Here is a 14,751-nt window from a genome sequence, read left to right as displayed (position 1 = left end):
ATTTGCCGCCGGCAGCCGGGCAAGAGCATTCAATCAGCGGCAAGGCGCATTAAAAACGTTGTTGTGGAAGTTGGCACGGCGTATGCGTCTATGCTCATGACGCAGCACCAAATTGACGATCGGAGATGTACGTTATGCAATCACAAAAAGGTTTTACCCTTATCGAACTGATGATCGTGGTTGCGATCATCGGTATTCTCGCCGCTGTTGCCATCCCGGCTTACCAAAACTATACCCTGCGCGCGCAGGCCTCTGCACTTCTCGCAGGGCTGGATTCGGCGAAATTGGGTGTGGCAGAAAACTTCTCGAACGGTCTGCAGTCCACCGCGCTGTGCAACAACATGACCCTGGCGACTGGCCAGACTTGCGCTAGCGGCACGCTGACCGCTAGCCGTACTAACCCGACTGTCAGCGTGACTCTGCAGCCAGTCATACCTACGCCTACTGCAACTAGCACCGGCCAAAGCATCACCTGGTCGTGTACTGCTTCCCCTGTAGCTGCTGCACCAAGTGCCTGCACCGGCTCTTGATCGGTTTCTGGATCTAGAAAAGGCGCCTCGTGCGCCTTTTTTTATTACATCCCTACGAGTGTCTGCGACTTGAAAGACGGCGCCATCTATAAAAATACAGGGCTAGCCATCATTGCAGCCCTGATCTTTACGCCCATCGTCTTCTCCCATTTTTATGATCACGACTGGCAGCGGTTATTCCAGGTAGGCGTTGCGTGTCTTGCGGTTGTGTTCTTGCTGGTGAGCGCCGACAGGCGTGCAGCCGTTCCCGCTGAATGCCGGTGGGGCCTGGGCCTGATTGTCGCCCTGGCGTTTCTTTCGTGCGTGCTGAGTGCCAAGCCTTACTGGGCGTTTTGTGAAGTCGCGTTGGCATTCGCCTGTTGCGCCATCGCCTTGTACGTGGCGCAGGCTCGCCGACAGGCACAGGCTTCGCTCGATCATGCGTTCGTGTGTTTCGTCATTGCGCTTTGCGCCCTCAAAGTCTTGCAGTTCTTTTCTTCCACCCTGGCCGGTTACGTGACCTCTACCGGTACACTTGATCTCGACCTGCTTATCGAAGGCTTTTCCAACAGGAGGTTCTACGGTCAGTTCCAGACGATGACGCTGCCCCTGTTGGCTCTCCCTTTATTGTTGCCGGGCCTCAAGCGCCCCATCAGGCACTCGATTTTCGCCTTGCTTGCCTGTTGGTGGCTGATCGCGATTGTTGGCGGTACGCGGGGAACCTGGCTGGGCATGGCTGTCGCGGCGGCAGTGATTTCAAAGTGCGGCCTCAGTGGTCGCCAATGGGTGCGGTGGCAGATACTGGCGGCCTTGGCAGGTCTCTGCCTCTATGGGTTGCTGTTCAGCCTGCTGTCCGACCTTCTGCATGTGAAGCTCGTCAACTCTGCCGGTGGTCGCCTCACGGTGACGCTGTCTGCACGCGAGATCATCTGGGATCAGGCCTGGGAAATGATCAAGAGCCGGCCGATTCTGGGGTTTGGGCCGATGCACTTTGCCAACAGTCATAACCTGGTTGGGGCGCATCCGCACCAGGCCATCCTGCAATGGGCAAGTGAATGGGGCGTTCCCTCCACATTGCTGGTGGGCGGGCTGGGGTTTCGTGGCATATGGGCAACCATCCGGCTGGCAAGAGAGCGGGCTGCCTCCCACGAAAAGGCAGACCTGTTGCGCATTTGCCTGCTCGCGAGCCTGCTGGGTGCCCTGACCCAATCGATGGTCGATGGCGTTATCGTCATGCCTTATTCTCAGATCTGGCTGGCGATCGTGGTCGGATGGCTGATTGGCCTCCACCGAGGGGCTATCGAACGCGGTCCGGGGCTTGCATGGCTGCGTCAGGGCTGGATGGCCATGATGGTGCTCTCCATCGGCTTGCTGGTGTTTGAAGTGGCCCGCGACTTTCCGAACCTTGACGCGCGCAGCGCCGAGTTTGATCGCGATTTGGGGGGAACCCATCTGCCTCGCTTCTGGCGGCAGGGGGTGATCGCCACCAAGGCTGACTTACCATTGCCGCCGCATTAGAGTCCTGATAGTTTTCTTCTCACCCGCCGAAATAGCTCAGTCGGTAGAGCAGCGCACTCGTAACGCGAAGGTCGCAGGTTCGATTCCTGTTTTCGGCACCATCTCATCTTTTGCCACTCCCCCGGCCGTTGCGGCTGTCTCGCTCGTCAAAGGAATTGAACCGCAAGGCTATGGATATCATCGGTGCTCTTGTTGAAGTAGCCAAGGTGTTGAGCCTGGTCAATATGGAGGCCGGCACTTACGGACCGCCGACCTGGCCGAGACGGCACAAGACCTTTCTTCGGGTCGTGTCATTGCTCATTGCGGTCCCGCTCCTGCTGCTCATGCTCCCGTTTTCGGGAATCCTGATCGCGGGCGGGATTTATCTGTTTTGTGTGCTGATCGTTCTGCTGCTCAAAGGCGAAAGCAAGCCTTCACCCGGCATGCGCTTCTGTGGTTTTTGCAGCGGCGAGACGGCGCTGGACACCGCCCGATGCGCGCATTGTTTCAGCTACGAAGCGGTGGGTAATCCTGTGGCTGGCGCGGCTGCGCGTGTCGAGTGCTGGGGTGTGGATGTGTTTTGCAAGGCGCAGACACGTGGCAACGTGGTGGGCAAGATCAAAGCCATGGGCCTTTCGGTGATGGAGGAGGGGCTGGTCAAGGTCACGGTCGGACCCTTCAACTCCCAGTGGGAGGCCAGCAAGGCGGTGAAGGCGTTGCGTCGTGCTCACGGTATGGAAGGGTATGTCATCTGGACGACCGTGCCTGAGTAAATGACAACCCCGGCAGGGCGTGGGCCGCTCTGCAATAAGCCTATGCGTTGCTGTTTCATTGCCGCTGCGCCCGCGCCGCGGGTACACTCGGCGCCCTCATTCACCGCGACCCGCTTGGCAGTCTGCCTTGCCGTCCTCATCTGCAAGACAAGCGATGCTTACCAATCAGAAATATCGGGCCGACATTGACGGCTTGCGGGCAATTGCCGTTCTTTCCGTTGTCATCTATCACGCGTTTCCCGCATTGCTGCCCGGCGGCTTCATAGGCGTTGACGTTTTCTTCGTGATTTCGGGTTACTTGATTACCGGCATCTTGCTCAAGGAACTCGAGTCCGGGACTTTCAGCATCTTCAAGTTCTACCTGCGAAGGATCCGGCGGATCTTCCCGGCGCTGTTGCTGGTGCTGGCGGCCTGTCTGATCGTTGGCTGGTATGTGTTGTTCGACGATGAGTTGAAGGCGCTCGGCAAGCATGTGTTTGCCGGGGCCGGTTTCATTTCCAACATTGCCCTTTGGCGCGAAGTTGGATATTTCGATACCGCCGCTGAATCCAAACCGTTGCTTCACTTGTGGAGCCTGGGGATCGAAGAGCAGTTCTACCTGTTCTGGCCGATCGCCCTGTGGGTGGGCTTTCGGTGCAGGAAAGTGGCGGTCTGGGGTTTCGCGCTCCTGATCGCGTTGTCGCTTTATGCGAGTGCCGTGAAGGTCAGCACCGATCCGACGGCCGCGTTCTATTCACCGCTCATCAGGTTCTGGGAGCTTGCGCTGGGCGGCGCCCTTGCCTATCTGCATGCAGGCAAGGGGATGAGTGCCCATCGTCTGCGCTGGACCCAGGAGGTCAGCGCTGTCGGCGGGATGCTGTTGCTGGCTGCGGGGCTGGTGCTGATCGACAAAACCCGATCCTTCCCGGGCCTGTGGGCGCTGTTGCCCGTGGGTGCGTCGCTGCTGTTGATCGGGCCTGGCCGGAACTCCTGGATCAACCGGCAAATCCTGTCGAACAGGCTGGCGGTGTGGGTCGGTTTGATCAGCTTTCCGCTGTACCTGTGGCATTGGCCGATCATGTCGTTCTCGACCATCGTCTCCAGCCAGTTCGCCGAGCCCTGGTATCGCGCAGGCGCGGTGGCGCTGTCTGTGGTGCTGGCGTGGATCACCTACAAGGTCGTGGAAACTCCGGTGCGCAAGTCCCGGACCAACACCAACGCCGCAGTGCTGGCGGTCATGATGGTGATGGTGGCAGCGCTGGGGATTTCGGTATTCAGGGGTACGCTGTTCAATCTGCGGCAAGTGAGCCCGATGGCCCAGGACATGGGGCATGCCAGGTTCTTCGATTACATGAAGGCCAACTTCTACCCCTGTGCGGATGAAGGCGTGCGGGCGCAATCTGAGACTTATGAAATCTACACCCGCTGCATGCAGTCCAGGGCAGGCAAGGACGTTGATGTCGCGATCATTGGCGACAGTCATGGGGAACATCTGTTTGTCGGCCTGGCAAAAGCCATGGACCAGCACACGATCGCTTACTACATCCAGTCGAGTCCGCCTTATCTGAGCAATCCGCGATTCAAATACATTTTTGATTTCGTGAAAGATCACCCCTCGATCAAGAAAGTCCTGATCACCATGCACTGGATTCAGCGGATCGATGAGATTCCGGCAGGATCGACTCTGGAAGCCGAAGTGTATTCAACGGTGGAATATCTGGAGTCGTTGGGCAAAGAGGTTTACCTGGTCGATGACGTCCCGAGGTTCCCCTTCGGCCCTCAAGACTGTGTGAGCCGGGTGGGTACCACTACCCGTCATTGCTCGATTCCGTTCGCGCAGGCCAGCAAGGAACTCGATGCCTACAAAGCCCAACTGGTCGATGTGGCCAAGCGGGATGTGCGCGTGAAATACATTCCGGTGAGCCAGTACCTGTGCAATGCCGATGACTGCACGATGGTCAAGGATGCGCAGTTGCTCTACCGGGACAATAACCATCTGAACGTGCACGGCTCGTCCATGGTCGGCAAGTTGATCGTGCGCGACAACCCGGAGTTGTTGTCTGGGTTTGACGGAAGTTGATCGCGCATTCCCATTGAAGAAAAACCCGCTACGGCGGGTTTTTCGTTTTCAGGCTCAACCCGTGCCGGTCAGATGCTCAACCGCATCGACAGGTCCACCGCCTTCACATCCTTGGTCAGCGTTCCGATCGAGATGTAGTCCACGCCCGTTTCGGCAATGGTGCGCAACGTCGCATCGGTGACGCCGCCGCTGGCTTCGAGTTTGGCGCGGCCAGCGGTGAGGCGTACGGCTTCGCGCATGTCGTCCAGGGACAGCTCGTCGAGCATGATGATGTCGGCGCCGCCGTCCAGGGCCTGTTTCAGTTCGTCCAGGCTTTCGACTTCCACTTCCACCGGCTTGCCGGGGGCGATCTTGTGGGCTGCGGTGATGGCCTGGGCGATGCCGCCGCAGGCTGCGATGTGGTTTTCCTTGATCAGGAAGGCGTCGAACAGGCCGATGCGGTGGTTATGGCAGCCGCCGCAGGTGACGGCGTATTTCTGCGCCAGGCGAAGGCCGGGAAGGGTCTTGCGGGTATCCAGGAGCTTGACCTGGGTGTCGGCGACCATGTCAGCGTAATGCTGCGAGCGAGTGGCGACGCCCGAGAGCAACTGCAGGAAGTTCAGCGCGCTGCGCTCGCCGGTGAGCAGGGAGCGTGCAGGGCCTTCGAGGTGGAACAGAGGCTGGTTGGGCTGGACACGGTCACCGTCGGCGACTTGCCAATGCACGGCCACGCGCTGATCGAGCTGGCGGAACACACTGTCGACCCAGGCGGTGCCGGCGATCACGGCGGCGTCGCGGGAGATCACGGTGGCCTTGGCCAGGCGCTCGGCGGGGATCAGTTGCGCGGTGATGTCACCACTGCCGATGTCTTCGAGCAACGCACGGCGTACGTTAGCTTCGATTTCTGCGGTCAGTGCGGCAAGACGAAAATTCGGCATATCGGACTCCACTTACTAAGTCGCCGGAGTATAAGGCAGTCGTCTGTACCAACCCACCCACGCTGGAACATCCATTTGAGGGGATGTGCTGCATTTTGTCGGTTTTTTCCCGTTTCATGCGACAGAACGCGATTTCCGCGGTCTATCCCTGCACGTGCCGCTCCGTCTGGGCCTACGCTTGTAGCAGCGATGCATTTTGGGGACCCGGACCACGAGACCGCTGGCGAGCGGAAGGCATTTCAAAGATAATTCGCCCCGCAGTTGATGTCATAGCCTTGACGTCATAGTTTTGACGTATGCCGTAATATCCCAGGGACTACACACTCGCGATCCGTCCAGATGGAGCCTGCCTCCAACTGGTCTCAGGTTGTGGCGCAAGCAGTGGCTGTTGTAAGTGATGGTTGATGAATGGAGTCCTTGATGCAGAACGACAGTAAAGTGGTGCCGTTGAGCAAGACGAGCTCCGATCATTCGGGTGCCTCGCCTGTCGCTCGGCTGCCCGTCGTTTTGCTGCAGGTGCGCGACAAGGCCGCCCAGCAGCTCAAGGAAAGCCTTCAGACCCTCTTCGACAACGCCGATGACACCCTCTTCGAGATGGCGGATCGGGCGCGCAACAACGCCGAGCAGAGCATCTTCTTCGAAGCCATGCGCGACTTGCGCCTGAAGCGAAAGAGTATCGAGCGCAATTTCCTCGACAAATTCTTCGAATCCTTCCTGCGCCTTGGCCAGTACGAGATCGCCGAGCCGATCCTCAGCGACCCCGTTTCCTTCGACAAGCTGGCGCTGGTTCACAACGATGACCTGGAGCGCACGGTTGCCGTGGACAGCATGGTCACCAAGGTCATGAACCGTGACGGTGTCGCGCTGGGCCAGTTGACCACGCGCCTGAACGAGTTGATTCCCCAGAGCCTGACCGACGAAACCAACCCCCTGGGGCCGACCCTGCTGTGTGATTTCTTCTTGCAGGCCGGACGCAATCTGGGCGTCGAGATCAAGGTCAAGCTGATCATTCTCAAGCTCTTCGAAAAGTACGCGCTGAGCAATGCCGATCAGCTTTACGAAGAAGCCAATTACCTTTTGATTTCCGCCGGTGTGTTGCCGGATCTGAAAGTGTTGCCGTCGCGCCGCTCTACCGATCGTTCGGCAGACGCAGCGCCCGCAACCGAAGCCCAGCGCGCCGACAGCGCTGCGCTGGTGCAGGCCGCCGAGAAGCTCGACAAGAGCGTGCAGGAAGTCTTCGGCGCCTTGCAGGAGCTGCTGGTGCATGTGCGCGGCAACCTCACGCCGCGCCCGGACAGCGTCACTGAAGCACGGCCGATTTCCAGTCAGGACCTGCTGCGCCTGCTGTCCCATCTGCAGCAATACGTGCCTCGCGCCGAAACCCCGGATGACTTCGACCTGCGCGCGCAGCTCGAGCAGCTCATCGGTCGCGTGAGCGCGCGCAGCGGCAAGTTCCGCACCGTCGGTGCAACGGATGAAGACGTCATCAACCTCATCTCGATGCTGTTCGAGTTCATCCTCGACGACCGTAACCTGCCATCTTCCCTGCGCGCGCTGATTGGCCGGTTGCAGATTCCGATGCTCAAGGTCGCGGTGATCGACAAGAGTTTCTTCAGCCGTGGCAGCCACCCTGCGCGGCGCCTGCTCAACGAGATCGCTTCGGCAGCGCTCGGTTGGGGAGGGCGCGACGACAGCCAGCGCGATTCGCTGTACTCGCGCATCGATCAGATCGTGCAGCGGTTGCTGCATGACTTCGTCGACGATCCGGCGATCTTCACCGAATTGCTGGTGGATTTCCTGGCGTTCACCAGCGATGAGCGCCGTCGCAGTGAGCTGCTGGAGCAACGCACCCGCGATGCCGAAGAGGGCCGTGCCCTGGCCGAGCTTGCGCGTCAGCAGGTGCAACAGGCGCTCAATGATCGCCTGCTGGGCCGCACGCTCCCTGAAGTGGTTGTGCGCCTGCTGCAGGAGGCCTGGAGCAAGGTGCTGCTGCTGACCTGCCTCAAGCATGGCGAGCAGTCGGCCGAGTGGAAGTCGGGGCTGCAGGCCATGGATGATCTGATCTGGAGCGTCGAGCCCCACGAGGAGCCCGAGGCCCGTCAGCGCTTGCTGGAACTGGTGCCGGGCCTGCTCAAGTCGCTGCGCGATGGTCTGAGCAGCGCGGCGTTCGATCCGTTTGCCACCAGCGAGTTTTTCAGCCAGCTCGAAGCGCTGCATGTGCAGGCGTTCAACAACGTTGCGCGAGCGCCACAGGCCGAGACGGCGCAGGAGCCCGCTGACGGCCCGTCGATGATGGCGGTGGTGGAAGAAATCGTGCTGGTTGCGCCAGGTGAGCAGGTGATGCGCGAGCCTTCGTTGAACTTGCCGGACGACGATGCCGGGCTGCAACAAGTCGATACCCTGCGCCTGGGCAGTTGGGTCGAGATCCAGGAAGACGAAGACCACAAGCTGCGCTGCAAGCTGGCGGCGATTGTCGAGCCGAGCGGGCGTTATGTGTTCGTCAACCGCACGGGCATGAAAGTGCTGGAAAAAACCCGCATGGGCCTGGCCGTCGAATTCCGTCGCGGCACTATCCGCGTGCTGGACGATTCGCTGCTGTTCGACCGCGCCCTTGAATCGGTGCTGGGCAACCTGCGCAAGCTCAAAGGCTAAAACCCCTGTAGCAGCAGGGCTTGCCCGCGGGGCGATCTCAAGTACGCCCCCGCCGGCAAGCCGTGCTGCTACGGGTTGTTTACTTGTTCTTGGATCGCATGAACACCTCAATCCCCTGTAGGAGCGCGCTTGCCCGCGACGGCGGTCTTACCGGCGCCCCCACCGGCAAGCCGTGCTGCTACGTGTGGATCGGGTTTGCAACATCGGATCACCATTGCCCGCCACATCTCGCTCCATCGCGGGCATACTGGTCGCTGTCGATTCACGCTTTAAGGACCCTCCATGCGATTGGACCCTGCCACGGGCTGGTGTCACGGCGCGCATCCGTGCCCTTCGCCCAATTTCAATGACCGCCCCGAGGCGGAAATCTCGCTGCTGGTGATCCATAACATCAGCCTGCCGCCCGCGCAGTTCAAGACCGGCAAGGTGCAGGAGTTTTTCCGGAATCACCTGGACGTCACCGAACACCCCTACTTTGAAGGCATCGCCGAGCTACGGGTTTCCGCACATTTCCTGATCGAACGTGATGGCGAGCTGACCCAGTTCGTCTCCTGTCTGGACCGTGCCTGGCATGCCGGGGTCTCGGTGTTCGAGGGGCGCGAGACGTGCAACGATTTCTCCATCGGCATCGAGCTGGAAGGCACCGATGACCAGCCCTTCACCGACGCGCAATACGATGCGCTGATCGCCCTGACCCGGCAGTTGCAGGCCGCCTGGCCCGCGATCACCAACCAGCGCATCTGCGGGCACAGCGACATCGCCCCGGGACGCAAGACCGATCCGGGTCCATGCTTTGACTGGGCACGGTTTCGTTCGGCTTTACAGGATTGAATCAAGGAGCAGGTGATGAGTTTTCTGGTGTTGCTGTTGGCAGTGTGGATCGAGAAGTTTTCCGCCCTGCGCCAGCGTGTTCAGCGTGACGCTCCTTGGCTGTACCAACTGAGCCGGCTGGAGTCGAACCCAGGTACGGCAAAGCGGCCGTGGTGGATACTGTCCCTGATCGTGCTGCTGCCGTTGCTGGTGCTAGCCCTGGTGCTGTGGATCGTCGGCTCCGTGGCCTATGGCTGGCTGGCGCTGCCGATTCACCTGCTGGTGCTGATCTACAGCCTGGGACGCGGGGACATCAAGGCCAATCTGGGATCATTCCGCGATGCCTGCCGGCGTGGTGATCAGGAAGCGGCCGTGCTGGTCGCCGAGCGTGACCTGGGCGTGCAGGCCGAGAACGAAGAGCAACTGCTCGGCGGTGCGCAAACCTACTTGCTGTGGCAGGTGTATCAGGGCTTCTTTGCCGTGATTTTCTGGTATTTCCTCCTGGGCCCGGTCGCGGCCTTGGCCTATCGCCTGCTGGCACTGGCCGCTGAGCATGGCAGGACTGCGCCGCTGGTGGAGCGCGCCATGCAACTGCGCCATGCATTCGATTGGGTGCCGGTGCGCCTGCTCGCCGCAAGCTTTGCCCTGGTGGGCAATTTCGTCGCGGTCAGCCGGGTGATGCTCGGTGAGTTGCTCAACTGGAACATCAGCGCCTCGCAGCTGATTACCAAGGTGGGCTGCGTGGCCGGCGAGGTTCCGGCGCCGGTTGTCGGCGTCGAAGGTGTGAACAGTCTGGATGTCTTGTGGGAATTGCTGATTCGCGCGGCCATCGTCTGGTACGCCGGTTTTGCGTTGTGTACCTTGTTTGTCTGACTGCCAGCCGAGGAGATGTGCATGCCCCCGAAGATCGAGCGAATCCTGATCACCAACGACGACGGCATCGACGCCCCGGGCCTTGAGGTACTGGAAGCCGTGGCCCGTGAGCTGGCCGATGAAGTGTGGGTAGTGGCACCGGATCAGGATCAGAGCGGCATTTCCCACGCCCTGAGCCTGCACCATCCGCTACGGGTGAAGGCCCGTGGCGAGCGGCGCTTTTCGGTGTCCGGTACGCCAGCCGACTGCGTGGCCATCGGTGTGCGCGAGCTGATGAAGCAGCCGCCGCAACTGCTGCTGTCGGGCATCAACAAGGGGGCGAACCTGGGCGTCGAAACCATGTTTTCCGGCACCGTCGGTGCGGCCATGGCCGGCTTGCTGATGGGCATTCCCTCGATTGCCCTCAGCCAGTTCTTCAGCCGCCGCGATGCGGTGAAGTGGGGCACGGCCCGTGCGCTGGCGCCCGACGTGATTCGCAAGGTCCTTGGCATGCAATGGGCAGGGGACGTGTGCCTGAACATCAACTTTCCGGATGTCGAACCCGAGCAGGCCGGACCGCTGCAGATCACCCGGCAGGGCATCGGCCGCATGGACGGCCTGAACATCACCCAGCGCACCGACATGCGCGAGCAGGGTTATTACTGGCTGAATATCGACCGCCACGACCGCCCGGACTTCGATGACAGCGAAACTTGGGTCGTGACCCATGGCGGGGTCTCTGTGACGCCATTGCGCTTCGAGCGCACCGATATGAGTGTATTCGAACGGATGAAAAACAATCTGACCGAATGACCCGTTAATATCCGGCTAGTGTCTCTGCAAGTTGATTAAGTGGCGCTTTGACAGTATTCAGCGCGCCACTCATTTCTTGATTAGTGAGAAACATTTGCTATAGCTAAAAGCCTCTCACTTCATCCAGCAGAGGCAACGGAATGTCAGTCGCAAAGAAAATGAGCGTGGGACAACTGACAATGTTGACGGCCGTCAACATGTTGGGTTCCGGCATTGTGTTGTTGCCAACCAAACTCGCCGAAGTCGGCGGTATCTCGATCCTCTCCTGGCTGATAACGGCCACCGGCTCGCTGGCGCTGGCCTACGCCTTTGCCCGCTGCGGCATGCTCAGCCGCAAGACAGGCGGCATGGGCGGCTATGCCGAATACACCTTTGGCAAGTCCGGGAACTACATCACCAACTACACCTATGGCCTGTCGTTATTGATCGCCAACGTGGCGATCAGTATTACGGCGGTGGGTTATATCCAGACGCTATTTGGCCTCAAGCTTGATTCGTTGCAAGTAGGCCTGGCCACTATCGCCCTGTTGTGGATTACCACATTCGCCAACTTCGGCGGTGCCAGTATTACCGGCCGGATCGGCTCAGTCACCGTATGGGGCGTCATTGCACCGGTGGTTCTGGTGTCCACCATCGGCTGGTTCTGGTTCGACAGCAGCGTGTACGCCGCTGGCTGGAACCCCCACGACAAAAGCTGGTTCGAAGCGGCCGGGGCCTCGGTGGCGATCACCCTGTGGGCATTTCTAGGGCTGGAGTCGGCGTGCGCCAACGGCGATGCGGTGGAAAATCCCGAGAAGAACGTGCCCATCGCGGTACTGGGCGGCACCCTGGGCGCGGCGGTGATCTACATCGTGTCCACCAACGTGATCGCCGGCATCGTCGACAACGCCGAACTGGTGTCCTCCACTGCACCCTTCGGCCTGGTGTTCGCCAAGATGTTCACGCCCATGGTCGGCAACATCGTCATGGGGCTGATGGTGCTGGCGTGCATCGGTTCGCTGCTTGGCTGGCAATTCACCGTGGCGCAGGTGTTCAAGAGTTCGGCGGACACCGGCTACTTCCTGCCGATCTTCGCCAAGGCCAACAAGCATGGCGTGCCGATCATCAGCATGCTGATCCTGCTGGCGATGCAGACCGCCATGGCCCTGCTGACCATCAGCCCCGACCTTGCCAAACAGTTCGACACCCTGGTCAACCTCGCGGTGGTGACCAACCTGGTGCCGTACATCCTGTCCATGGCGACCCTGATGACCCTGCAGAAGGTGTCCAACGTTCCGCCTGACAAGGCACTCATCACCAACATCGTGGCCTACATCGCGGCGGCTTACAGCTATCTGGCGCTCTACAGTTCGGGCGAGCAGGCGCTGATGCTCGGCGGCGTGGCGACCATCGTCGGCTACACGCTGTTCGGCTTCGTCAACACTCGCCTGATCAAACTGGAGGCACTCAACAACAGCGTTCCGACCCAGACCGTCGCGGCGCAGCACCTCACTGCGGACCCTATCCCCGTGAATAACCTGCCTCTCAACAGCGTGAATCAGGCCACCTTGGAGACCCACCCATGACGGAATACAGACACCTGCTCGGCATGCTGGCGCTGCTGGTCTGCAACCAGCCGGACAAACGCAGCGTCTTTGGCCGGGCGCTGATCCAGCTCATCAGTGACGTCGAAGAACGCTCCATCAGCGTGTTGACCTCGGAAAGCCTGAGCGACGCCAAGTCGATCCTGAGCACTGACCCGGCCGTCCAGTGCGTGCTGCTGAGCTGGGAGATGGACACCAGCGAAGACCACCAGGAATGCATCGACCTGCTCACCGCGCTGCGCGAACGCAACACCCGCGTCCCGGTGTTCCTCATCAGCGACCGCAGCACCGCCTCCAGCGTGCCGCTGATCGTCATGCAGCACGCCGATGACTTCATCTGGCTGCCCGAAGACACCAGCCGCTTCCTGAGCGGGCGGATCATGGCCGCCATCGAGCGTTATCGTCAGGCGGTGTTGCCGCCGATGTTCGGCGCGCTGCTCAAGTTTGCCCGCAGTTACGAATATTCCTGGCACACGCCGGGGCACGCCGGTGGTACGGCGTTTCTGAAGAGCACGGCGGGGCGCGCCTTCTACGAATTCTTCGGGGAAAACCTGTTGCGCTCGGACCTGTCGATTTCCGTCGGCGAACTGGGCTCGCTGCTCGACCACAGCGGCCCCATCGGCCAGGGCGAGCGCTATGCGGCCAAGGTGTTTGGCGCCCATCGCACCTACTACGTGACCAACGGCTCGTCGATGTCCAACCGGGTGATTCTGATGGCCAGCGTCACGCGGGACCAGATCGCCCTGTGCGATCGCAACTGCCACAAGTCCGCCGAGCATGCGATGACCCTCTCGGGGGCGATTCCGACCTACCTCGTGCCCACGCGCAACCGCTTCGGCATCATCGGCCCGATCCTGCCGCAGACCTTGAGCGCCGAGGGCGTGAAGGCGGCCATCGCCAACAACCCGCTGGTCAAGAGCCACATCGACCCGACACCGGTGCACGCCATCGTCACCAACTCCACCTACGACGGCCTGACCTACAACGTCACCCGCGTCGAACAGCTGCTGGGGCAGAGCGTTGACCGCCTGCATTTCGACGAGGCCTGGTACGGCTACGCACGCTTCAACCCGTTGTACAAGGATCGCTTCGCGATGCATGGCAGCCCGGACGATCACGATGCGTCCAAGCCCACGGTGTTCGCCACCCAGTCCACCCACAAGCTGCTGGCGGCGTTGTCCCAGGCTTCGATGATTCACGTGCGCAACGGGCGCAACCCGATCCCTCACGGTCGCTTCAACGAGTCGTTCATGATGCACGCCTCGACATCGCCCAACTACGCGATCATGGCCTCATGCGATGTGAGTTCGGCGATGATGGAATCGCCCAGCGGGCAGATTCTGACCAATGAATCCATCGAGGAAGCGATTGCCTTTCGCCAGGTCATCTCGCGCATGCAGAGCGAAATGCTCAGCAATGACGACTGGTTCTTCTCCTGCTGGCAGCCGCCGAGTGTGCAGGTGGGCGCGACCTCGCTGCCGTTCCATGAGGTCGATCCGGCCAGGCTCAAGAGCGATCCCAACTGCTGGGTACTGCACCCGAACGAAGTCTGGCACGGCTTCGGCGACATCGAAGACAGCTACTGCATGCTCGACCCGATCAAGGTGTCGATCCTCAGCCCCGGCATGGGCGACGACGGCAACCTGCTCGACTTCGGCATCCCGGCCTGCGTGCTCAGCGCCTACCTGGGGCGCCAGGGCATTGTCGTGGAGAAAACCACGGACTTCACCATCCTGTTCCTGTTCTCCATCGGCATCACCAAAGGCAAATGGGGCACGCTGGTCAACGCCCTGCTGGACTTCAAGCGCGACTATGACCTGAACCTCGAACTGGAACTGTGCCTGCCCGACCTGCTGACCGCCAACCAGGTGCGCTATGCGGGGATGGGCTTGAAGGATTTGTCCCAGGACATCTTCGCCGCCATGAAGAAAACCCGGACCACCGCAGCCATGGCCCAGGCGTTCGGCACCCTGCCCAAGGCCGAATTCAGCCCGGTGGAGGCGTACGAAAAACTGGTCAAGAACGAGGTCGAGCAGGTCACGCTGGAAGAGGCTGCCGGGCGCATTGCGGCCACTGGCATCGTGCCCTATCCGCCAGGCATTCCGCTGTTGATGCCGGGTGAAAACGCAGGGCCTGCGGATGGGCCGTTGTTGGCGTATCTGAGGGCGCTGGAGAGCTTCGACCGGTCATTCCCGGGGTTCACCCATGACACCCACGGGATCGAGAACGAGGCGGGGGTTTATCGGTTGTTGGTCTTGAAGTGATTCAACCGTAGCAGCACGGCTT

11 protein-coding genes and 1 tRNA gene are annotated in these 14,751 nt (G+C 60.6%); 11 read left to right on the top strand and 1 reads right to left on the bottom strand.

The window, feature by feature from the left end:
- Positions 1 to 134 precede the first annotated feature (134 nt).
- The 5 genes from NPS29_RS15560 to NPS29_RS15540 all read left to right on the top strand — a co-directional run bounded on the left by NPS29_RS15560 (position 135) and on the right by NPS29_RS15540 (position 4,838).
- On the top strand, positions 135 to 530 hold the full coding sequence (locus NPS29_RS15560) for a pilin (protein ID WP_274133628.1): 396 nt from the start codon (positions 135 to 137) through the stop codon (positions 528 to 530).
- 69 nt (positions 531 to 599) lie between these two features.
- Positions 600 to 2,027, top strand: coding sequence for an O-antigen ligase family protein (locus NPS29_RS15555; protein ID WP_274133627.1), 1,428 nt, complete (start codon positions 600 to 602; stop codon positions 2,025 to 2,027).
- A gap of 25 nt (positions 2,028 to 2,052) precedes the next feature.
- Positions 2,053 to 2,128: transfer RNA gene (locus NPS29_RS15550), tRNA-Thr, on the top strand.
- 69 nt (positions 2,129 to 2,197) lie between these two features.
- Complete coding sequence (locus NPS29_RS15545; protein ID WP_274133626.1) at positions 2,198 to 2,779, top strand: SPOR domain-containing protein; 582 nt, start codon at positions 2,198 to 2,200, stop codon at positions 2,777 to 2,779.
- Between the two features lie 154 nt (positions 2,780 to 2,933).
- Entirely contained in the window at positions 2,934 to 4,838 is a 1,905-nt protein-coding gene (locus NPS29_RS15540; RefSeq protein ID WP_274133625.1) for an acyltransferase family protein, read from the top strand.
- Positions 4,839 to 4,906: 68 nt separating this feature from the next.
- Here NPS29_RS15540 and nadC read toward each other — a convergent pair whose 3' ends face one another.
- Positions 4,907 to 5,755, bottom strand: coding sequence for a carboxylating nicotinate-nucleotide diphosphorylase (gene nadC / locus NPS29_RS15535; protein ID WP_274133624.1), 849 nt, complete (start codon positions 5,753 to 5,755; stop codon positions 4,907 to 4,909).
- Between the two features lie 420 nt (positions 5,756 to 6,175).
- Between nadC and NPS29_RS15530 the strand changes: the two genes are divergently transcribed.
- From NPS29_RS15530 to NPS29_RS15505, 6 genes are all read left to right on the top strand, one after another.
- Positions 6,176 to 8,407 (top strand): DUF1631 domain-containing protein, encoded by a 2,232-nt coding sequence (locus NPS29_RS15530; RefSeq protein WP_274133623.1) that lies wholly within the window; start codon positions 6,176 to 6,178, stop codon positions 8,405 to 8,407.
- A 282-nt stretch (positions 8,408 to 8,689) separates the two neighbouring features.
- Positions 8,690 to 9,238, top strand: coding sequence for a 1,6-anhydro-N-acetylmuramyl-L-alanine amidase AmpD (gene ampD, locus NPS29_RS15525; RefSeq protein ID WP_274133622.1), 549 nt, complete (start codon positions 8,690 to 8,692; stop codon positions 9,236 to 9,238).
- A 15-nt stretch (positions 9,239 to 9,253) separates the two neighbouring features.
- Positions 9,254 to 10,090 (top strand): regulatory signaling modulator protein AmpE, encoded by an 837-nt coding sequence (gene ampE, locus NPS29_RS15520; RefSeq protein ID WP_274133621.1) that lies wholly within the window; start codon positions 9,254 to 9,256, stop codon positions 10,088 to 10,090.
- Between the two features lie 21 nt (positions 10,091 to 10,111).
- Positions 10,112 to 10,882, top strand: a complete 771-nt coding sequence (gene surE / locus NPS29_RS15515; RefSeq protein ID WP_274133620.1) for a 5'/3'-nucleotidase SurE — start codon at positions 10,112 to 10,114, stop codon at positions 10,880 to 10,882.
- A gap of 140 nt (positions 10,883 to 11,022) precedes the next feature.
- On the top strand, positions 11,023 to 12,447 hold the full coding sequence (gene potE, locus NPS29_RS15510; RefSeq protein WP_274133619.1) for a putrescine-ornithine antiporter: 1,425 nt from the start codon (positions 11,023 to 11,025) through the stop codon (positions 12,445 to 12,447).
- On the top strand, positions 12,444 to 14,729 hold the full coding sequence (locus NPS29_RS15505) for an Orn/Lys/Arg decarboxylase N-terminal domain-containing protein (RefSeq protein ID WP_274133618.1): 2,286 nt from the start codon (positions 12,444 to 12,446) through the stop codon (positions 14,727 to 14,729). Before potE ends, NPS29_RS15505 begins: the two co-directional genes overlap by 4 nt.
- Positions 14,730 to 14,751: the final 22 nt, after the last annotated feature.

Source organism: Pseudomonas putida (genome assembly GCF_028682175.1).
Taxonomy (GTDB): Bacteria; Pseudomonadota; Gammaproteobacteria; order Pseudomonadales; family Pseudomonadaceae; genus Aquipseudomonas; species Aquipseudomonas putida_AD.
Note: the sequence above shows the minus strand (reverse complement) of the source record. Positions and strands in the feature narration are given on the sequence as shown.